This window comes from Acinetobacter indicus CIP 110367, from assembly GCF_000488255.1.
GTDB lineage: Bacteria > Pseudomonadota > Gammaproteobacteria > Pseudomonadales > Moraxellaceae > Acinetobacter > Acinetobacter indicus.
Genome location: NZ_KI530756.1, coordinates 258,980 through 279,111, shown reverse-complemented (window position 1 = coordinate 279,111; position 20,132 = coordinate 258,980). Strand labels below are relative to the sequence as shown.

19 protein-coding genes and 1 riboswitch are annotated in these 20,132 nt (G+C 48.8%); of the genes, 6 read left to right on the top strand and 13 right to left on the bottom strand.

The genetic code is table 11. The annotated features are described in order from the left end of the window. Positions 1–2: 2 nt before the first annotated feature. A complete protein-coding gene (locus tag P253_RS12590) occupies positions 3–1,571 on the bottom strand; it encodes a sensor histidine kinase (protein WP_016659704.1) in 1,569 nt (522 codons plus the stop codon). Between the two features lie 14 nt (positions 1,572–1,585). Next, the gene (gacA, locus tag P253_RS12585) at positions 1,586–2,221 is read right to left on the bottom strand and encodes a response regulator transcription factor GacA (RefSeq protein ID WP_005181577.1); all 636 of its coding nucleotides are present in this window, start codon (positions 2,219–2,221) and stop codon (positions 1,586–1,588) included. Between the two features lie 217 nt (positions 2,222–2,438). Here gacA and P253_RS12580 point away from each other — a divergent pair, with 217 nt between their 5' ends. Continuing rightward, positions 2,439–3,521, top strand: a complete 1,083-nt coding sequence (locus tag P253_RS12580; protein ID WP_155757098.1) for a serine hydrolase — start codon at positions 2,439–2,441, stop codon at positions 3,519–3,521. Between the two features lie 92 nt (positions 3,522–3,613). Here P253_RS12580 and thrC read toward each other — a convergent pair whose 3' ends face one another. The 4 genes from thrC to xerD all read right to left on the bottom strand — a co-directional run bounded on the left by thrC (position 3,614) and on the right by xerD (position 8,071). Beyond that, positions 3,614–4,759 carry a threonine synthase gene (gene thrC / locus P253_RS12575; protein ID WP_005181581.1) on the bottom strand — a complete coding sequence of 382 codons (1,146 nt, stop codon included), beginning with the start codon at positions 4,757–4,759 and terminating at the stop codon, positions 3,614–3,616. Between the two features lie 57 nt (positions 4,760–4,816). Next, on the bottom strand, positions 4,817–6,121 hold the full coding sequence (locus P253_RS12570) for a homoserine dehydrogenase (RefSeq protein ID WP_016659702.1): 1,305 nt from the start codon (positions 6,119–6,121) through the stop codon (positions 4,817–4,819). Between the two features lie 122 nt (positions 6,122–6,243). After that, on the bottom strand, positions 6,244–7,056 hold the full coding sequence (locus P253_RS12565; protein ID WP_016659701.1) for a DsbC family protein: 813 nt from the start codon (positions 7,054–7,056) through the stop codon (positions 6,244–6,246). A 97-nt stretch (positions 7,057–7,153) separates the two neighbouring features. Further along, the gene (gene xerD / locus P253_RS12560) at positions 7,154–8,071 is read right to left on the bottom strand and encodes a site-specific tyrosine recombinase XerD (RefSeq protein ID WP_005181586.1); all 918 of its coding nucleotides are present in this window, start codon (positions 8,069–8,071) and stop codon (positions 7,154–7,156) included. 168 nt (positions 8,072–8,239) lie between these two features. On the opposite strand from xerD, the gene P253_RS12555 reads away from it, so the two are divergent. The 5 genes from P253_RS12555 (at position 8,240) to ftsW (ending at position 13,342) form a co-directional block, all read left to right on the top strand. Further along, a complete protein-coding gene (locus tag P253_RS12555; protein WP_005181588.1) occupies positions 8,240–8,500 on the top strand; it encodes a FeoA family protein in 261 nt (86 codons plus the stop codon). Beyond that, positions 8,497–10,350, top strand: coding sequence for a ferrous iron transporter B (gene feoB, locus P253_RS12550; protein ID WP_016659700.1), 1,854 nt, complete (start codon positions 8,497–8,499; stop codon positions 10,348–10,350). The genes P253_RS12555 and feoB overlap by 4 nt, the downstream gene beginning before the upstream one ends. A gap of 25 nt (positions 10,351–10,375) precedes the next feature. Beyond that, on the top strand, positions 10,376–10,624 hold the full coding sequence (locus P253_RS12545; RefSeq protein ID WP_016659699.1) for a DUF6587 family protein: 249 nt from the start codon (positions 10,376–10,378) through the stop codon (positions 10,622–10,624). Between the two features lie 154 nt (positions 10,625–10,778). Next, positions 10,779–12,131 (top strand): UDP-N-acetylmuramoyl-L-alanine--D-glutamate ligase, encoded by a 1,353-nt coding sequence (gene murD, locus P253_RS12540; protein WP_016659698.1) that lies wholly within the window; start codon positions 10,779–10,781, stop codon positions 12,129–12,131. Positions 12,132–12,145: 14 nt separating this feature from the next. Then, positions 12,146–13,342 (top strand): putative lipid II flippase FtsW, encoded by a 1,197-nt coding sequence (gene ftsW / locus P253_RS12535; RefSeq protein WP_016659697.1) that lies wholly within the window; start codon positions 12,146–12,148, stop codon positions 13,340–13,342. Here the strand turns inward: ftsW and P253_RS12530 are convergent. The 7 genes from P253_RS12530 to P253_RS12500 form a co-directional block, all read right to left on the bottom strand. Next, positions 13,331–13,591, bottom strand: coding sequence for a zinc-ribbon domain-containing protein (locus P253_RS12530; RefSeq protein ID WP_005181597.1), 261 nt, complete (start codon positions 13,589–13,591; stop codon positions 13,331–13,333). The genes ftsW and P253_RS12530 overlap by 12 nt on opposite strands. A 51-nt stretch (positions 13,592–13,642) precedes the next feature. Beyond that, the gene (gene gluQRS, locus P253_RS12525; protein WP_016659696.1) at positions 13,643–14,563 is read right to left on the bottom strand and encodes a tRNA glutamyl-Q(34) synthetase GluQRS; all 921 of its coding nucleotides are present in this window, start codon (positions 14,561–14,563) and stop codon (positions 13,643–13,645) included. A 2-nt stretch (positions 14,564–14,565) separates the two neighbouring features. Beyond that, positions 14,566–15,093, bottom strand: coding sequence for an RNA polymerase-binding protein DksA (dksA, locus tag P253_RS12520; protein ID WP_016659695.1), 528 nt, complete (start codon positions 15,091–15,093; stop codon positions 14,566–14,568). A 214-nt stretch (positions 15,094–15,307) separates the two neighbouring features. After that, positions 15,308–16,111, bottom strand: a complete 804-nt coding sequence (locus P253_RS12515) for a metallophosphoesterase (RefSeq protein ID WP_016659694.1) — start codon at positions 16,109–16,111, stop codon at positions 15,308–15,310. A gap of 21 nt (positions 16,112–16,132) precedes the next feature. Beyond that, positions 16,133–16,741 carry an NUDIX domain-containing protein gene (locus P253_RS12510; protein WP_005181612.1) on the bottom strand — a complete coding sequence of 203 codons (609 nt, stop codon included), beginning with the start codon at positions 16,739–16,741 and terminating at the stop codon, positions 16,133–16,135. 77 nt (positions 16,742–16,818) lie between these two features. Continuing rightward, complete coding sequence (gene thiC / locus P253_RS12505; protein ID WP_016659693.1) at positions 16,819–18,714, bottom strand: phosphomethylpyrimidine synthase ThiC; 1,896 nt, start codon at positions 18,712–18,714, stop codon at positions 16,819–16,821. Positions 18,715–18,798: 84 nt separating this feature from the next. Next, positions 18,799–18,929: riboswitch (TPP riboswitch) on the bottom strand. Between the two features lie 60 nt (positions 18,930–18,989). After that, positions 18,990–20,012, bottom strand: coding sequence for a hypothetical protein (locus P253_RS12500; protein ID WP_042119428.1), 1,023 nt, complete (start codon positions 20,010–20,012; stop codon positions 18,990–18,992). Between the last annotated feature and the right edge of the window lie 120 nt (positions 20,013–20,132).

The window sequence follows — 20,132 nt, the reverse complement described above, 5'->3', positions numbered from 1 at the left end:
AACTATTTATTTACGTCAACAGGTGAGCATTCAATCCTGAAACATGCTCCTTGTTTTTGTTCTACATAGCGCAACTTGGCCCGATTGGCCTCGCAGAAACTATGTGATAAGTATAATCCTAAACCAGTTCCACTAATTTCGGTACTAAAAAATGGTTGAAACAGGTAGCGAATATCATGTGAAGCCACGCCGCTGCCATAATCTTTGACATCCATATAGACCGTGTCCTGCTGGCGATAAAGTTGCAGTTCAATCGGATGATCCGGTGCATTGTGGCGCTGGGCATTACGGATCAGGTTAATCAGCACCTGACGCAGCTGGGATTCATCAAACAGAATCTGCAGAGGTTCGGGCTGGCTGACTTGAATCTGGCTGGCCAGATCGGCCAGATCATCCTGGATCAGCTGCGGAATAAAACGCGCCAGATCAATCTGCACCGGTGTGGTTTCCTTATTTTTCACCATGCTCAGGGTGTCATCAATGATCTTGTCAATGCGCTGCGACTGCTTGTCAATCATCTGGCTCAGCATCTGCTGCTGATCGGTATCGCTGCCAGCCAGCAGGCGATTGGCTTGGACAATGGCCGCCAGCGGATTACGGATTTCATGGGCAATACTGGCCGAAAGCTGGCCCAGTGCTGCCAGTTTCAGTTGCTGCACATGCTGGTTGATTTGCCGTGCATCCTGCAGCACCAGCAAGGTTAAGGTCTGCTGCGGCACCACCAGCTTTTGTACCTGAATCTGGATCAGGAAATGACTGAGCTGCGATTCAAACTGGAATTTTTCGCCGTTAGAGAGCTGGTCAAACTGCAATAATTGAAATAGGTCGGGCTGTACTTTATACAGTGGATATTTGTCGAAAGCATACAGCGGATTAATACCCAGCAAATGGCAGGCGGCCGGATTACTGACCATAATATGGCAGTTTTCATCCAGCACCAGATAGCCCATATCGGTCTGTTCCAGAATATAGCGGTTAATATTCTTTAGCCGGTTCAATTCCAGTGATTGGGAAAAGTTCAGGTGCTCCAGAATCTGGAAACGGCGGACGGCAATCTGGCCAAAACGGTAAATAATAAAAAACAGGAACGAGAGCAGGGCACTTTGCCCGATGCGATCCAGAGAGGAAAAATCCAGTAATGTGCCAACAAAATGCTGATAGGTGACACAAATCATTGCCACCAGGGTAATGAACAGCGCCTTGCTTTTTTCCAGCAATAACGTCGCGGCGAAAATCGCAATCACAAACAGCAGGCTTAAATGCAGGCTCGGTCCATCCAGCGCAAAGGTCAGGCTGCTGAGCACCAGTACATCAACACTGAAAATCAGCGTGAGTTGTAGCGGAATCCTGTGCCGGACATAGCGAAAATACAGCAGCTGGGCACAGCTAAAAATAAAATACAGCACCAGACTGGCGGCATACAGCCGTGGATGCTGATAATCATGATTGAGAGTTTGAGTGGTGAGTAAATAAATCAGCAGCAAACAGAAGGCAATTATCAGCCGATACGCCCCGTACCATAGCCCGAGATGGTACTGGTTCAGTTCAGCTTGCGTACGGCGGATATCCATGAGGCTTAAACCGCTTAAGGTTTAATTAATCCGTAGCGAATGGCCAGATGGGTCAGTTTGACATCACTGTCGATATTCAGTTTTTCAAAAATACGGTAGCGATAGGTGTTTACGGTTTTCACGCTGACGAACAGCTTGTCAGCAATTTCCTGCGCGCTAATACAGTTCACCACCATCATTGCCACCTGCATTTCACGTTCCGACAGGCTGTCGAACGGTGATTGCTGGGTGTCTGACAGGTAGGAACTGGCCAGTTGCTCGGCAATATCGGCACTAAAATATTTACCGCCCTGCATGACTTTTTTAATGGCACGCACCATTTCCGAGACAGGTGCACCTTTGGTGATATAGCCTTTGGCACCGGCTTTGAGTAATAAAGAAGGATAGGGTTCTTCGGCCAGACCACTGACCGCCAATACCTTGGTTTCCGGGGCAGTCTGTAATAAACGGCGCGTGGTTTCCACCCCGCCAATGCCCGGCATGTTCACGTCAAGCAGGACCACATTGGGATGATGCTGGCGCACCAGATTAATGGCTTCTTCCCCAGATTCAGCTTGTCCAATGACCTGAACATCGGTGTGGTCTTCGAGCATACGGCAGATGCCGGTACGAACCAATTCATGATCATCTACCACTAAAACTGTGATCACCTAGACTCTCCCTCTCACTAAAATCATCTTTTTTGTTACATATAGCAAAATTAGCTTGCAATCAACCGACAAAATTGGCCATCCTATTCTTAACCTAAAGTGAAAAATTCTGCACAATGTCGGAGGCTAAAGTTGGTTCCGTGCTGTGTTGTAAATGTAAGGCATATTTGAGGTAATACGCAAATGTATCTTACCTCCCTGAGTTGAGTAAGCAATAGTGAAAAATTCTAAGAAGTTATTAATGCATGTGCTGGGAGCATCGGTTCTGCTCGGCATGAGTTCAGTCAGTACTGCTGAAATCGTCATGAACCCTTCCTCGGGGAGTAACCTCCAGGCAACGCTAAGCTGGTCATCTGAAGAGGCCAATCAGCTGCTGAATGGCGATGTGATGACCACCGCCACGACTTCTGTGACCGAGCAGGTGGTGGAACCGTCACCACAAGGCTCAACCAAAATTACCACCACGGTACGCAGTTCCAGCACACTGGCGCCCGCCAGCACGGTCAGTAGAACCAGCCCGATTCTGGATACTGCATCCTATAGCAACCAGCCCACTGTGAACGCACGTGCCGCACTGGTGATGGATGCCAATACCGGTGAAGTGCTGTACAGTAAAAATACCAATACCGCGTTGCCGATTGCTTCAATTACCAAAGTGATGACTGCGGTAGTGACGGCGGATGCGCGTTTAAATATGTCTGAGCAAATTACCTTACAGCAGATTGATTTTGCCGGTGCAGCAGGCAAGAACTCCAGTTCGACCCTGCGTGTGGGCGACAAGATGAACCGTGCTGAAGCCTTATTATTTGCCTTAATGAAATCAGAAAACCCGGCCGCAGCAGCGCTGGCGCGTACCTATCCAGGTGGACGCAGCGCGTTCGTGGCTGCCATGAACAACAAAGCGCGTGAGCTGGGCATGCATTCGACCCGCTTTACCGAATCGACCGGTTTGGACCCACGCAATGTATCATCGGCGCGTGATTTAGGTATTCTGGTCAGTACCGCGTCACAATATGGCCTGATTCGCCAGTTTTCGACCACGCCAAGCTATGACTTTAACCTAGGTTATCGGGTGCTGAAATCGAACAATACCAATTCGCTGGTGCGTAATGGTGGCTGGAATATTAACCTGTCCAAAACCGGCTTTATTAATGAAGCAGGGCGTTGTCTGGTGATGCACACCACTTTAAATTCACGTCCGGCGGTGGTGATTATTTTAGGGGCCAGCAATACCCAGGCGCGTAATAACGATGCCACCCGTTTAATGTCCTGGACCAGCCAGTTACCAAAACGGATTTAAGCTGAACTGCTCTGTGCGAAATCGTGCAGAACTTCAAACCTCAGCCATAAAAAAATCCCTGCATGAGCAGGGATTTTTGTTTCAAACCGGAATTATTGATCCATGTTTGAAAGGATAGAATCACGAACCTGATCCATGGTAGCGTCAATCGACAGCATCACCGCATCCTGGCACTGTTTCATTGCAGTGTCTGGGTCTTTCAGACCGTTACCAGTAACAGTACATACAATTACTGAACCTTCTGCAATTTTACCGGCTTTAATGTCACGCATCGCGCCGCCAATGGATGCTGCAGATGCAGGCTCAACAAATACGCCTTCGTACATGGACAGCATGCGCTGAGCTTCCAGAATTTCCGCATCGGTCAGTTCATCGAACCAGCCTTGTGAATCACGAACTACAGCTTTGGCATGGTTCCAGCTTTGCGGGTTACCAATACGGATTGCAGTGGCTACAGTTTCCGGGTTTTCAACTGGTGCACCACGTAAGAATGGCGCAGCGCCAGAGGCTTGATAACCGACCATAACTGGTAAACCTTCCGGTTTTGGACCAGTAAAGGCATCCGTTGCCGCATCATAAACCACTTGTTCAAACTGGTCTGCAGGCTGGTTAGCCACAGCTTCGGTATAACCCATCCAGTGTGCAGTGATGTTGCCCGCGTTACCAACTGGCAGGCAGTGGTAGTCTGGTGCACGGCCGAGTTCATCCACGATTTCGTAGGCAATGGTCTTTTGACCTTGCAGACGGTACGGGTTGATCGAGTTTACGATGGTTACAGGAGCCTGATCGGCCACTTCTTTCACCAGACGCATACCATCGTCAAAGTTACCGCGAATCTGCATGGTGATGGCACCGTACATCATGGCCTGTGCCATTTTACCCATAGCAATTTTGCCTTCAGGAATCAGCACAAACGCTTTGATACCAGCACGCGCTGCATAGGCTGCTGCCGCTGCAGAAGTGTTACCGGTAGAGGCACAGATAATGGCTTTTGAACCTTCTTCAACCGCTTTGGTTACGGCCATGGTCATACCACGGTCTTTAAATGAACCTGTCGGGTTTAAGCCTTCATACTTCACATAAATTTCAACGTTCTTGCCAATAATACGTGGAATGTTCTCAAGCTTGATTAGCGGGGTATTCCCTTCACCGAGAGAGATTGCACGTGTAGTTGCAGACACTGGTAAACGGTCACGATAACGGTCAACTAAACCAGTATAACGATTGGCATTCGACATGATGATGTTCCAATTGTGTGTAGAGCTTGGCAAGGGGAAATATTCCCCTTGACCCGATTAATTATCAAGCGATTCTAAACGAATTCGTACAATTTCGCCATGAATCACAGGCAAAGCTTGAATTTGTTGTAACGCTTCATCCATTTTTGATTCCTGAACTGGGTCAGTCAGAATCACGATAGGAATAAGGTCTTTTAAGCGAGATTGCTGCATGATGGCATCAATACTGATACCGGCACGGCTTAAAATGGTGGTGACATCGGCCAGTACACCGGTCTGGTCTTCGGCATTAATGCGAATATAGTAACCCGTGGTCATCTGTTCACGGCTTAAAATTGGCAGGTCAGTTAAGGCTTCGAAGGCCAGTTGCGGAATTGTACCTGCGCCATCTTCGGTATAGGAGATGTCACGGACAATATCGACCACGTCAGCAACCACTGCTGAAGCGGTTGGGCCTGCACCGGCACCGGCGCCATAATACAGGGTTGGACCGACTGCATTGGCCTGCACCAGCACCGCATTTTTCACGCCATTCACATTGGCAATCAGTTCTTCTTCAGGAATCAGGGTTGGATGCACACGTAGTTCAATGCCGGCATCGGTACGGCGTGCAATTCCTAAATGCTTGATACGGAAACCTAAATCTTCGGCATATTTGACATCTTGCGCGGTAATTTTGCTAATGCCTTCGGTATACACCTTGTCAAATTGCAGCGGAATACCAAATGCACATGAGGCCAGAATGGTCAGCTTGTGTGCTGCATCAATACCTTCAACGTCGAAGGTTGGATCGGCTTCGGCATAACCCAGCTCTTGCGCTTCTTTCAGCACATCGGCAAAGGCACGGCCTTTTTCACGCATTTCGCTTAAGATGAAGTTACCGGTACCGTTAATGATACCCGCCAGCCATTCAATCTTGTTCGCGGCCAGACCTTCACGAATCACCTTGATGATTGGAATACCACCAGCTACCGCAGCTTCATAAGCGATCTGAACGGCATGATCATCCGCGGCTTTAAACAGTTCGTTGCCGTGTTCAGCCAGCAAGGCTTTGTTCGCGGTGACAATATGTTTGCCGTGTTTCATCGCTTCCATAATGACTTCATATGCAGGATGAATCCCACCCATGACTTCAACCACGACATCTACATCCGGTTGACGCACGATATCTAGCAGGTCCGAGCTTTGTTTGACCGTTTCTGGCAGGTTCAGGTCTGGACGCGGACGACGGGTGCCGACATAGGTAATTTCAATTTCACGACCGGTGCGACGTTTAATCTCAGCAGCATTTTCTTTTAATAGTTTAAGGGCACCACCACCCACAGTACCAAGACCGAGGATTGCCAGACGAACTGGTTTCACGTCACACTCCATATTTAATCAATTTTAAGCGAGCTTAGATCATAGCTAAAAAAAGCTGAAGACTCTAGCGTAGAAATCACTTTCTCTTGATCTATAAAAAACAGTAATTTAACCCATTAAAATTAGTTATTTAAACGCTTCAGCAATTCGCTTGGCGACAGATAACCACCAAGGTAAACCCCGTCTGCACTATAGATTGCCGGGGTACCGTTCACCCCAATATTCAGACCCAGCTGATAGTGTTCACGTACTGGCGTTTTGCAGCTCGCGGCAGGCAGTTCAGCACCGGCAATGGCCTGATCAAAGGCCGCATGGCGGTCTTGGCTACACCAGACGCTTTCCATGGCCGGAATAAACTGTTCACCACGTGGCCAGGCAATATAGCGCACTTCAATGCCTTTGCTGTTCAGCTCATCCATATGTTCATGCAGCTTGTGGCAGTATGGACAGCTGACATCGGTAAACACATAAATGACGTGTTTGGTTTCGCCCTTGGCTTTATAGATCAGCAGATCCTGCTTTTTCAGGCTGGCAAAAATCTGTTTATTGGTGCCGGCTTGCAGGCTCTCACCGACGTTATGTAGCTGTTTGTCGCCTAAACGGATCACATCACCCTGGAAAATGTATTTGCCATCGCTGGTGGCATAGACCGCAGACATGCCTTCCAGGCTGACCCAGTACAGATTGGGAACTTCCGTGGTTTTAACTTCCGTGATTTTGGCCTGAATGCCAGCAGTTTTAAAATGCTGTTCCAGGGTTTTGACCAGACGCTGCTGGGCATTACGTTCAGAAAGGGTAGAGGCTTCCCCGGTTGCCGGTGCACTGGCCGTAAGCGTGGTTTGTTTTTTCTCATCATTATTGCTCGAGCATGCCGTCAGGCCCAGGCCTGCAGCAAGTGTCATGGCCATTACAATTTTCGCGCGGGTAAATGTCATTGCTAACCCTTTTCTTATCGATATAAAAACAAGGAGGCTAGCATAACAAAAAAAAATGACCGATCGAAAACTTCTTGGTCGTATTTCGGCAGTGCGGTTAAGCGCGAGGATGATGGGTCGCGTGCAGCTGCTGCATGCGAATCTGCGCGACATGGGTATAAATTTGTGTGGTCGACAGGTCGCTATGCCCCAGCAGCATTTGCACCACGCGCAGGTCTGCGCCATGATTGAGCAGATGGGTGGCAAAGGCGTGGCGCAAGGTATGCGGTGATAATTCGGCCTGAATTCCGGCCTGTAGCGCATAGCGTTTAATTGCATACCAGAAGTTCTGCCGGCTCATGATGCCGCCATGCTGGGTCAGAAATAAATAATCGGTGCTGGTTTTATACAGCTGCGGCCGCGCCTCTTGCAGATAGTGTTCTACCCATTCACAGGCGACTTGGCCCAAAGGTACCAGACGTTCTTTATTGCCTTTACCGACAATGCGCAAATAACCCTGTTTCAGGTTAATCAGCTCCAGACGCAAATTCAGCAATTCAGAGACACGTAAACCACAGGCATACAGTACTTCAAACATGGCCCGGTCGCGCAGACCCAGTGCTGTATTGACATCCGGTGCCTGAATTAGCGCTTCAACATCGGCTTCGGACAGATCTTTGGGCAAGGCCCGGCCCAGTTTTGGGGTTTTATGTGCGGCGACCGGATTGTCGGCGCGCAGTTTCTGTTCACGCAGAAATTTATAAAAAGCCCTTAAGGCCGATAGGCAGCGGGCAATCGAACGTGGGCTTTTTTGCTGTTTGGTCAATTCAATCAGGACATCGGAAATATCATCATGACTCCAGTCCAGCATTGAACTGGGCACGCAGGCACTGCATAACATTAAGTCGGACAGATAGGCATTGCGGGTATGTGGACTGACGGTTTGTGCTACTAGATGATCGCGAAAGCCCTGCAAATAGCTTAAATGTTCCGGAATGGTGACAGGTGCAGGAATGCGGGGCTTTTTATTGAGCATGTGGATCACTTTAATTTAAGAATTCGATCAAGATCATTGGAATTCTCCAATGTAGAGTAATTTTTCCGGGCTGTCGATGTGATATAAGAACGGAAACGTAATCAATCCTTATTTGTTAATTATTCTCATTTGTTTGTATACTATTTAAAAGAGCTTAGGAATTTCACAGTGCGTTTATCAGAGTTAAAGGTAAAGCAGACGGCCATTATCCGCCAGATTATCCGGCAGGATGAGGGGGGCGAGTCACACAATGACTTGGTGGCCAGCCGTCTGGAAACATTGGGGTTTGTGCCGGGCACGCGCGTTCAGGTCATTACCAAAGGTGTTTTTGGCGGGGATCCGATTCTGATTCAGGTCGGTTTTACCCGTTTTGCCTTACGCAAAAATGAAGCAGAGAAAATTGAAATTGAAGATGGAGTCACTACATGAGTGATGCCTTACGTATTGCCCTTGTAGGGAATCCTAACTGCGGTAAAACCTCATTATTCAACCATTTAACTGGTACACGCCAGAAAGTTGCCAACTATGCCGGCGTAACGGTCGAACGTAAAGTCGGTCATTTTAATTTACCTTCAGGCAAGCCGGTACGGGTGCTGGATTTACCTGGCACTTATAGCTTGAATGCTGCCAGCCCGGACGAAGCCATTACCCGTGATGTGGTACAGGGCAAACTGGCAGAAGAAGGCCAGCAGGATGCTTTCCTGTGTGTGGTTGATGCCACCAATCTGAAGCTGCATCTGGGTCTGGTACTGGAAATGATTGAACTGGGTCGTCCAATGTTGCTGGTGCTGAACATGATGGACGAAGCGCGTCGTCGTGGCATGCAGATCAACACCCAGAAACTGTCTGAGCGCCTCGGTGTGCCGGTGGTAGAAACCGTGGCCGTGCGCCGTTCCGGGATTGAAAACCTGATGAATGCGCTGGATCAGGGTAAATATGCGCTGCCACATACCGAATTGACCGGTCTGAAAGGCGATGCCCATCAGAAGGCCGAAACCCTGCTGAATGATGTGGTGCAATACGTCGATCAGGAAGATAAACGTTCCGATTTCCTCGATAAGGTGTTCCTGCATCCGGTGCTGGGTCTGGTCAGTCTGGCGGTCATGATGTTTATCATTTTCCAGGCGGTCTTTGCCTGGGCAGCCCCATTTATGGACGGGATTGAAACCTTCTTTGGCCGGCTGGGTGAAGTAATTGGTGGCAGTATTGCCCATCCTTTACTGAACAGTCTGGTGGTGGACGGGATTATTGCCGGCGCCGGTGGTGTGGTGGTGTTCCTGCCGCAAATTCTGATTCTGTTCTTCTTTATTCTGGTGCTGGAAGAATCCGGTTATTTACCGCGCGCTGCATTCTTGCTGGATAAACTGATGTTTAAAGCCGGTTTAAGTGGCCGTGCCTTTATTCCGTTACTGTCCAGCTTTGCCTGCGCGATTCCGGGGATTATGGCAACGCGCAGTATCAGCGACCCGCGTGACCGTTTAACCACTATTTTTGTGGCACCGCTGATGACCTGTTCCGCACGTTTACCTGTGTATGCGCTGTTAATTGCTGCCTTTATTCCGGAACAAACGGTATGGGGCCTGTTTAACCTGCAGGGTCTGGTGCTGTTTGCGCTGTATATGGCTGGTATTTTAAGTGCACTGGGCGTGTCTTTTGTGCTGAAGTTTTTCCAGAAAGACAAATCCGATCACATGCTGTTGATGGAACTGCCAAGTTACCGTTTCCCGGACATCAAAAACGTCTGGATTGGGTTGCTGGATCGCGCCCGAATCTTCCTGAAACGGGTTGGTGGCATCATCTTTGCCCTGTCGATTCTGCTCTGGTTCCTGTGTACCTTCCCGCAGCCGCCAGAAGGCGCGACCATGCCGGCGATTGATTATACCTTTGCCGGGATGCTGGGCCATATCATGCAGCCAATTTTTGCCCCACTGGGCTTTAACTGGCAGATCTGTATTGCTTTGATTCCAGCAATGGCAGCCCGTGAAGTGGTGGTGGCTGCACTGGGTACCATTTACGCCCTGTCAGGGGACGAAGATGCCATGGCCGATGGTCTGGCCAGCATCATCAGCAGCGGTGGTGACTTGGGCTGGTCATTGGCGACCGGTTTATCGCTACTGGTCTGGTTTATTTATGCACCGCACTGTCTGGCGACGCTGGCCACGGTACGCCGTGAAACGGCATCGTGGAAAACAGTGGGCTTTATGACCGTGTATCTGTTTGGTCTGGCCTATTTGATGTCATTCCTGACCTATCAGATTGCATCCAACCTGTTGGCTTAAGCCGAAACAAAAAAAGGAGACTGAAATGATTGAAGTATTGATTGTGGCGGTATTGGTGATGTGGAGCACGCTGGTGGTCTTCAAAAAGGTATTCCCGAAGACTTCAAATTCAGTCTTTCTGAAGTTGTCGGATGCCTGTACGGCAAAAGGCTGGCACACGCTGGGCAAATGGTTCAGACCGAAAATGGCTGCCGGTTGTGGCGGTGGCTGTGATTGTCCGGTGTCGGAGCAGGCCAGCAAGAAAACTGAAGTACAAGGGGTCAAGTGGAAGTAAGCCCTTGAGCATCAAAAAAGCCGTCATCTCTATGACGGCTTTTTTACGCACTGACACAAAATTTTTTCCAGAAACTGCAAACAGAAAAAGCATTCAAAACCCCAAAGTGCTAACATTTCCGCAGTTTAAAATCCAAATCATTGATGGAGCTCAAATGTTAATACAACGCGGTGGATTAAAAGTTGTGGCAGGTCTTGGCATTTCAGGTGTTGCAGCAGTCAACTTCTTGCATGATCAGGGCTACCGCGTTGCCGTAACAGACTCTCGAGCGACACCCCCCGGTTATGACCAGATTCCGGCCGAGGTTCAGACCAGTTTTGGCCAGTTTGACCAGGAACTGCTGTTGTCTGCTGAAGAAATTATCATCAGTCCGGGACTGGATCCAAAACTGCCAGAAATTCAGACGGCAATGGCGCAGGGCATTCCGGTGGTCAGTGAAATCCAGATTTTACGCCGTGCCACTGACAAGCCAATTGTGGCCATTACCGGTTCCAATGCCAAAAGTACCGTAACCACACTAATTGGCCTGATGGCTGCCGATGCTGGCAAGAAGGTCGCGGTTGGGGGTAATCTGGGCCGTCCGGCGCTGGATTTAACCAAAGATGATCCGGAGCTGTATATTCTGGAACTTTCCAGCTTTCAGTTAGAAACCACCTCAAACCTGAATGCTGAAGTGGCGGTGGTGCTGAACATGAGTGAAGACCATCTGGACCGTCATGGTGACATGCTCGGTTATCACACCGCCAAACACCGTATTTTTCAGGGCGTGAAACAGGTGGTGTATAACCGTGATGATGCACTGACCCGTCCACTGGTGCCAGATACCACCCCTATGCAGAGCTTTGGTCTGAACGCACCAGATATCAACCAGTTCGGTATTTTAAAAGAAACAGATGGCACCATTTGGCTGGCGCGTGGCCGTGAACGTCTGCTGAAAAGCAGCGACATGTATATTCAGGGTACGCATAATATTGCCAATGCCTTGGCCTGTCTGGCGCTGGGTGAAGCGATTGGCCTGCCGATGGACAGTATGCTGAACACTTTAAAAAGCTTTAAAGGTCTGGAGCATCGCTGTGAATTCGTCAAAGAGGTCGCAGGCGTGCGTTATTATAATGACTCCAAAGGCACCAATATTGGCGCTACCCTCGCGGCACTAGAAGGTTTGGGTGCAGCAATTCAGCCGCATGGCGGTCAGGTGGCCATTATTTTAGGTGGGCAGGGCAAAGGCCAGGACTTTAAGGCACTGCGTCAGGCGCTCAGTCAATATGCCAAACTGGCAGTGTTGATTGGTGAAGATGCCGCACTCATTGAAGCGGCAGTACAGGGCACCACTACGCTGCTCCATGCCGACAGTCTGCAACAGGCGGTACAGCTGTGCCAGCAGCATACCCAGCCACAGGATGTCGTGTTATTGTCACCTGCATGTGCAAGTTTTGATATGTTCTCGGGCTATCCGGAACGTGGTCGTCAGTTCGTGACTTATGTCAATGAACTTGGTCAAGAATAATAAGGATTTGGGATATGGCTGGCTTTGCTCAGACAACGATCAATAAAATCAATCAGGTCTATGAGCGCTGGTTACCGCGGTTACCGGCCGAAGTGAATGTGCGCAATGTGCTCATTTTTAGCGTATTGGCCTTGCTCTGTATCGGCTCGATTATGGTGGCGTCTGCCTCAATGCCCTATGCCGAGCGTATGCATGAAAATGCCTTCCATTATGTACTGCGGCATGGTATTTCAATTGCGGTAGCGCTAATTGCCGCCTATACCGTGTATAAAGTTCCCTTAAACCTCTGGTTCAATAACACCTTCTTTTTATGGATTATTACCATTGCCTTGCTGATTGCGGTACTGGTGGTCGGTACCGAAGTCAATGGTTCCAAACGCTGGATTCGGGTGGCCGGGTTTACCTTGCAGGCTTCAGAAGTGGCCAAGGTGATGATGGCGATTTTTACCGCCGACTACGTGGTACGTCGTGCTGAAGAAGTGCGTAATAATATTAAAGGTCTGGTACGGCTGGCAGTGATTATGGCGGCGACTGTGGGCCTGATTATGGCAGAACCGGATTTGGGTGCGACTGTGGTGATTGCGTTGACCATGCTCGGGGTGTTCTTCCTGGCCGGTGCACCACTGATTCAGTTCGGGATTGCCTTGGGTGCGATGCTGGGTGCGTTTACCTTCCTGGTGGTGTTTGAGCCCTACCGTTTTGAACGTTTAATGTCTTTCTCTAACCCGTGGAATGATCCGCTCGGGGCCGGTTATCAGCTGTCAAATGCCTTAATGGCTTTTGGCCGGGGTGAATGGGCCGGGGTGGGGTTGGGGCATAGTATCCAGAAAATGTCCTATCTGCCGGAAGCGCATACCGACTTTATGCTGGCCGTTTTAGGCGAAGAATTTGGCTTTTTTGGTATCCTGGTGGTGCTGAGCCTGTCTTTCACCATGCTGGTCTGCTGTATTCGCATTGGTCATCGTGCCTTGCGACATCAGTATTTACGTGCCGGTTATCTGGCCTATGGCATCAGCATCATCTTCCTGTTACAGATTCTGGTGAATGCCGGCATGAATATGGGCATGTTGCCGACTAAAGGGCTGACCCTGCCATTTATCAGTTATGGTGGTTCATCGCTAATTATGTGTGCGGTGATGGTCAGTCTGATTCTGAAAATTGAAAGTACTACCCAGCAGACCAATCCAAGCCGTGAGGAATCAAGCTTCTAGATTGCTCTGCTGAAATGGATCTGGCTGAGCATGGTGCAACACTGTGCTTGGCATTTCCGTTTTACAGTTCAGACATTTGACAAAGCTGCCTTTGGCTTTGGATAGCGGAATTAAAGGAATAAAAAATAAGGAAAAATAATTGCGCTGCTGCTTCAGTTCATAGCTGGTGCGGGTGCGACAGACCGGACAGACAAACTGGTTTTTCTCCAGCACTTTGGTTTTTGGACCAATCCCGAAAATAAAAAACATAGTAATCCCATCTTGCAGTTATTTTTTTCTAGATTAGCGCAAATTGTGTAGTTATGCGTAGCTGCCCTGTAGCTGAGTTGTATGTGGAATGGCGTCAATTGACCACTGGGCAATGGCTTGCTGCAGCATACGTGCCGGGGTGTCTAAAACTACCGGGGGTTGGTGCAAAGCCGTGAGCGCCTGTTGTAATAGCAGAGGAGCCTGATTTAAATCCAGCGGCTGGGCCAGGTTCTGCTTGGAGAGTTTTTGCCCCTGATCATTCATGGCCAGCGGCAAATGCAGATAGCGCAGTTCCGGATAGCCCAGCACCCGCCCAAGCCAGATCTGTCGTTCGGTATTGTCCAAGAGGTCTGCGCCGCGGACGACATCGGTAATGCCTTGCAGATAGTCATCGACCACCACGGCCAGCTGATAGTTAATAATCCCGTCACGGCGTTTTAAGACAAAATCACCCAGATCATGTTGCAGGTTGGAGCAATGCCGGCCCTGTAAGCGGTCTTCAAAGCAGATGTCTGTATCGGTCACTTTCAGGCGGATGGCCTGCTGTGCAAAGGAGAGTTGCAGATTGCGGCAGGTGCCAGCATAAATATGATTGGAACCGAGCATTTTACGCGTGCACTGACAGGCATAGACCCAGCCTTGCTCGGCGAGTTGCTCAAGAACGTCTTCGTAAATGGCCAAACGGTCTTTTTGAAACAGAATCTCGCCATCCGGCTCGAACTGAAAGGCATCTAGAGAACGCAGGATATGCGCTTCACTGCCAGGATAAATACGGGGAATGTCGGTGTCTTCAATACGGACCAGCCAGCGCCCATGCTGGGCCTTGGCGTCACAATAACTGGCCACCGCAGTAATGAGGGAACCAAAATGCAAAGGGCCGGTTGGCGATGGCGCAAACCGGCCCACGTAATTCTCTTCAGCTTTCCCTCCCTTTATCAAAGGGAGGGGCAGGGAGGGATTACGAATAGACATGCTTAACCGTTATTTTGCTTCTCTTTGATTTCTGCCAAAGTTTTGCAGTCAATACATAAAGTCGCAGTTGGACGCGCTTCTAAACGGCGTAAACCAATTTCGATTCCGCAGGTTTCACAGAAACCGTAGTCATCGTTTTTAATGGCTTCAATGGATTGTTCAATTTTACGGATCAGTTTGCGTTCACGGTCACGGGTACGTAACTCGATGGCAAACTCTTCTTCCTGAGTGGCGCGGTCGTTTACGTCAGGCAATGCAGTATTTTCATCTTGCATTGTGTTTAGCGTACGATCAACTTCAGACATCAGCTCGGCTTTCCAGGCCAAGAGAATCTGACGGAAGTGCTCAAGCTGGCCCTCAGACATATATTCTTCATTTTTTTTCGGCTGATAAGGCTCAATACCAAATAAGCTAGCAGTAGAACCACCTTCTGACGCCTTTGGCTTTGTCTTACGCACGCGCTTTGTAGATTTTTCCTCTACAACATCTGTTTGTTCGTCCAAGACTTGATTTTGGTTGTCATTCGCCATGTAGGGCATTCCTCATCATATACGTATTATCTATACGCAAAAAATATGGTGATATGCAAGTGTTTTTATCCACTCCCAAGGAGAAGATTATCCCTTCGGGGGTCGTCATCATATAGACTTTTTATGTATATTGATAGTCTTTGATGTTTGGATTTCGTCGTATCACGTTTTCCTTCGCAGCCATAACTTAAAGCAAAAAGATTAAAATGAAAAGTTAATAACCTGAAATTTCATTATTTATTTGACCGACTAAATTTTCAACACGATGTACCTGTGTGTCGAACTCGCCATTGTCCTTTAAATGCAAGACCCGATAGCCCGGTGCTTCCTGTCCCAGGGCAAAATCATCACTGTGCGGTTTAAACTGCACTGAAGTCGAAGGTGTTGAATAAAAAGGAATATTGTTCCAGATGTTCAGCGAATCCTGATGCACGTGACCAAATAAAACCGCTTTAATATTCTGATGCTTGGCCATCACTTCAGTCAGATCTGCGGTATTTTTCAGTTTATGCTGATCGACCCAATGTGACTGCATGGCAAAAGGATGATGATGACAGGCCACAATCACATGCTGGCCGGCATGTTCGGTTAACAGCTGGTCCAGTTGCGCGAGCTGGGAGGGTTCAATCCGGCCATCAATCTGATTCTTGACCGCACTGTTCAGCAGCATGATGGTCCAGGCACCCAAATGAATAGCATGTACCCGGTTTTGCTGCTGGTGAAACGGAAAATATTCGACTTCATCATGATTGCCCGGAATCTGATAAAACGGAATATTCAGGCGGTGCATAAATGCTAGATAGCGCGCATAGGTCGCCGGCACCGGCACCTGTGCCAGATCCCCGGTATGAACAATGGCATCCAGCTCTGGATAGCGTTGCTGAATATCGCGCATGATGCCATGAAAGCTGTGTTCCGGATTCATCTGCACAAATTTAAGGTCTTCCTGATCCATTAAATGTGTGTCTGAAATCTGGACGATGGTCCAGCTTTGTGTATTTTTGCTTATAAAAGTCATGCCTGACCCCTTAGACATTCCTTATGGTTTAATTTGTTGTTGTAACCATTGCAGGGCGATGATCAGCGGCGCATTCCTGAGCCGACCATTGGCCAATAAGATGGGTAAGTGCTCATATTCAAAAATATGTAATTGAATATTTTCGCCTTCCTCACTAAGACCAAACACACCGCCTTGTTCAGGCAAATTTACTTTCGCACTATATAAATGAAAGATTTCCGCACAAGCTCCTGCAGAGGGATAGAAGGTAAACAGATGCTGCAGTTCTTCAACTTCGCAGCCTGATTCTTCTAGGGTTTCACGGCGAATGCAGCTTTCCGGTGATTCATCACCATCGAGTACGCCCGCAATGACTTCGAGTTGCCAGGGAGAATCCTGATCATCCATTGCCCCAATACGAAATTGTTCTATTAATGCAAATTTATGTTTTTTTTCATCATATAACAATACACCGGCTGCCTCCGGGCGTTGAATCAACTCCCGATGAATGACCGGTGTATAGTGGTTTTGATTAAACAGGCGATGGCTCAGACTGACTTTTTCAACCTGAATAAAGCCACGAAACAAGAATTCACGTTGTTGAATGCGCAGTTCATTTCGACCATAGGTCGCCTGTTTAAGTATTTCCATAAAACATCATACGGATGAAGAACATCAGTTTTCATCCTAACTGAGATTAAATGGAACACAAACTCTTTTTCGATAGTTTAGACGTCGTGGTACAATTTTTGACCAGTCTGCTGATAGGTTTCCTTCATGGCTTTGAGACCTTCCGCAACCTCTGTATCACTTTGCATGGCTTCTTTAGCAAGATTCTGATTTTGCGCATAATCTCTCACATTTTGGGTGATTTTCATGGAGCAGAATTTCGGTCCACACATCGAACAGAAGTGCGCCGATTTGTGTGCTTCTTTCGGCAAGGTTTCATCATGCATACTGCGCGCCGTATCCGGGTCCAGACTCAGGTTAAACTGATCTTCCCAGCGGAATTCAAAGCGGGCTTTGGACAGGGCATTGTCACGCGCCTGCGCACCCGGATGACCTTTGGCCAGATCGGCGGCATGTGCAGCGATCTTGTAGGTGATAATACCGTCTTTAACATCTTTCTTGTTCGGCAGACCTAAATGCTCTTTTGGCGTCACATAGCACAGCATTGCCGTGCCATACCAGCCAATCATGGCGGCCCCAATGGCCGAGGTAATATGGTCATAGCCCGGTGCAATATCGGTGGTTAGCGGACCAAGGGTATAGAACGGCGCCTCTTTGCAGACTTCCAGTTGCAGATCCATATTTTCCTTGATCATATGCATTGGCACATGACCCGGGCCTTCAATCATTACCTGCACATCATGTTCCCAGGCGCGATGCGTTAATTCGCCCAAGGTACGAAGTTCGCTGAATTGTGCTTCATCATTGGCATCCTGAATACAGCCCGGACGCAGGCCATCGCCCAGACTGAAGGAGACGTCATAGGCTTTCATGATTTCGCAGATTTCATCGAAGTGGGTGTACAGGAAGTTTTCTTCATGATGCGCCAGACACCACTGCGCCATGATTGAACCGCCACGTGACACAATACCGGTGAGGCGGTTGGCGGTCAGCGGTACATAACGCAGCAGTACCCCAGCATGAATGGTGAAGTAGTCCACACCTTGTTCGGCCTGTTCAATCAGGGTGTCTTTAAAGATTTCCCAGGTCAGGTCTTCTGCCACGCCGTTGACTTTTTCCAGGGCCTGATAAATGGGCACGGTACCAATTGGCACGGGTGAGTTACGGATAATCCATTCGCGGGTTTCATGAATATTTTTCCCGGTCGATAAATCCATGATGGTGTCGGCGCCCCAGCGGGTGGCCCAGGTCATTTTTGCCACTTCTTCGGCAATGTCAGAACCCAGTGCCGAGTTACCAATATTGGCATTAATTTTCACCAGGAAATTACGGCCAATAATCATTGGCTCAATTTCAGGGTGGTTAATGTTGGCGGGAATAATGGCGCGGCCGGCAGCGACTTCCTGACGTACAAATTCCGGGGTAATTTCACGCAGGTTTTGTGCGCCAAAGTTTTGTCCCGGATGCTGGCGCATATCGACGCCTTGCTGCTGGCGCAGGTTTTCACGGATGGCGATGTATTCCATTTCCGGGGTAATAATGCCCTGTTTGGCATAGTGCATTTGGGTCACGTTATGCCCGCGTTTGGCCCGGCGCGGTTTCTGGATATGGGCAAAACGGATGTCGGTAGTGCGGATGTCACGCAGGCGTTCCTGACCGAATTTAGAACTGAGCTGATCCAGAATTTCTGTATCGTTACGCTCTTCAATCCAGCGTTCACGCACATTCGGTAAACCCTGGTTCAGATCAATATTGACTTCCGGGTCGGTGTAAACGCCAGAGGTGTCATAGACCATTACCGGCGGATTGTGTTCACCGCCTAAACTGGTTGGGGTCTCGGTCAGTTCAATCTGGCGCATCGGGACACGGATATCCTCACGTGAGCCCTGGATATAGACTTTGCTCGAAGCGGGTAAAATACGGGTGAGGTCTTTGGCATCTTGCTCGTGTTGAGCAGAAATAGCCTCGGAAGAAAGATTCGTTAATTGGTTCATACCATGATCCTTATGAAGAGCATCAACGAATCAAGCACGACCAAAACGAAACGGATTTATCCTGAATAATAAATCGAAACTTAAGGTTTAGTTGCGCTTGATTCCTACGCAGGTGTTAACCTGATCAGGTTCAACGGTACTTGTGCTTAATCATCTATACGGTTAGACAATTACACAATCTCAGCGAGGATTTACTCGCGCTCCGTCAAGCTGCTTAAATCTTAACAGGTTGGCTTAAAAAGGCCAGTGATAAAACTGCCAAATTGGTGGGTGGCTTAGTTATTCTGATAAGGCATACAGACCGCATCGCTAAAACAGTCACGGGTCGGACTTAAGCCGTTTAGCGGTAAATCCAGATAATGGGACAGCTGCTTTAGCGCCAGGGTGTTGGCACGTTCATTGTTTTGTTCCTGTGCGGTCAGGCTGACTGGAATACGGTTACGCCGTTCCTGTGGCGACATCTGTACAAAGCTGCGGAATTTACGCGCCTGATCTGCCAGTCGTGACTGCTCCAGCTTGGCCAGCTTTTCAATTTCATACCAGACACTGGGCTGAATCGCATATTCTGCTTCATAGCTGTCTGAAACCGGGGTATTTAAGGTGCCTTTAAACAGGAACATACGATAGACCTGATCCAGATAACGCGCATCGCGGATATAACTGCTGTCAGGATAGTTTTTGACATAATCTTCCCAGAACAGGGCGCGACGCACCACTTCCTGGGCATCAATGGTCAGGCCGCCATCACGAATCGGACGCTGCATATTCTGTTCGGCCAGATTTTCAATAAAAATCCGTTCGGCATCGGGCAGATAAGGCGCAAAAATACGAGCCAGGTACTGCGGATTACGCCGATAGACCAGTTGCCCTTCACCGGCATCATACAGGTCGACATAGGCCTGACCTTTGTGTTTCAGCAGATACTGGTCGCGTAAGGCAAACTGTTCGAAATGGCTTTGCTGAATGGTGGGATGCTGGGCCAGATCAAAGGCATACTGATCAAAAGCGGTCTGCTGCTGGGCGGTACGTTCGACTTTCAGAAAATTCTGGTACATCTGGGCAGACAGTTCCAGCAGATGCTGCTGGTCGGGGAAATCCATTAGTGGCAAACAGACTTTTAAATCCTGGTTAATCTGTTCCAGGGCAAAGGTGGTGCGCTGCTGGTTAATCTCGCGCATTTCCTGTTCAATACCGCGGCAGATCGACTTTAAATCGACCGCCTGTTCAGCCACAGCCTGCTTCGGCTTCTGTTCAATGACCACAGGGGGTTCTGGCCTTTGACACGCGGTCAAAACCATTGCAGAACATAAACTGAGCAGTAAAGTACGCCAGCGGGGAGAAATAAGCTTCACGATAACCCAATTAAAAAAGCAGCAAAAAAATAACAAGTGCGGAATGTATGGCGCTATTGTAACCAG

Coding starts and splice junctions, on each gene's coding strand:
- thiC (WP_016659693.1), bottom strand. CDS start 18,714: ATGAACCAATTAACGAATCTTTCTTCCGAGGCTATTTCTGCTCAACAC.
- xerD (WP_005181586.1), bottom strand. CDS start 8,071: ATGCTCAATAAAAAGCCCCGCATTCCTGCACCTGTCACCATTCCGGAA.
- P253_RS12515 (WP_016659694.1), bottom strand. CDS start 16,111: ATGACTTTTATAAGCAAAAATACACAAAGCTGGACCATCGTCCAGATT.
- gluQRS (WP_016659696.1), bottom strand. CDS start 14,563: ATGTCTATTCGTAATCCCTCCCTGCCCCTCCCTTTGATAAAGGGAGGG.
- P253_RS12530 (WP_005181597.1), bottom strand. CDS start 13,591: ATGTTTTTTATTTTCGGGATTGGTCCAAAAACCAAAGTGCTGGAGAAA.
- dksA (WP_016659695.1), bottom strand. CDS start 15,093: ATGGCGAATGACAACCAAAATCAAGTCTTGGACGAACAAACAGATGTT.
- murD (WP_016659698.1), top strand. CDS start 10,779: ATGTTAATACAACGCGGTGGATTAAAAGTTGTGGCAGGTCTTGGCATT.
- ftsW (WP_016659697.1), top strand. CDS start 12,146: ATGGCTGGCTTTGCTCAGACAACGATCAATAAAATCAATCAGGTCTAT.
- P253_RS12590 (WP_016659704.1), bottom strand. CDS start 1,571: ATGGATATCCGCCGTACGCAAGCTGAACTGAACCAGTACCATCTCGGG.
- P253_RS12500 (WP_042119428.1), bottom strand. CDS start 20,012: ATGGTTTTGACCGCGTGTCAAAGGCCAGAACCCCCTGTGGTCATTGAA.
- P253_RS12510 (WP_005181612.1), bottom strand. CDS start 16,741: ATGGAAATACTTAAACAGGCGACCTATGGTCGAAATGAACTGCGCATT.
- thrC (WP_005181581.1), bottom strand. CDS start 4,759: ATGTCGAATGCCAATCGTTATACTGGTTTAGTTGACCGTTATCGTGAC.
- P253_RS12545 (WP_016659699.1), top strand. CDS start 10,376: ATGATTGAAGTATTGATTGTGGCGGTATTGGTGATGTGGAGCACGCTG.
- feoB (WP_016659700.1), top strand. CDS start 8,497: ATGAGTGATGCCTTACGTATTGCCCTTGTAGGGAATCCTAACTGCGGT.
- P253_RS12565 (WP_016659701.1), bottom strand. CDS start 7,056: ATGACATTTACCCGCGCGAAAATTGTAATGGCCATGACACTTGCTGCA.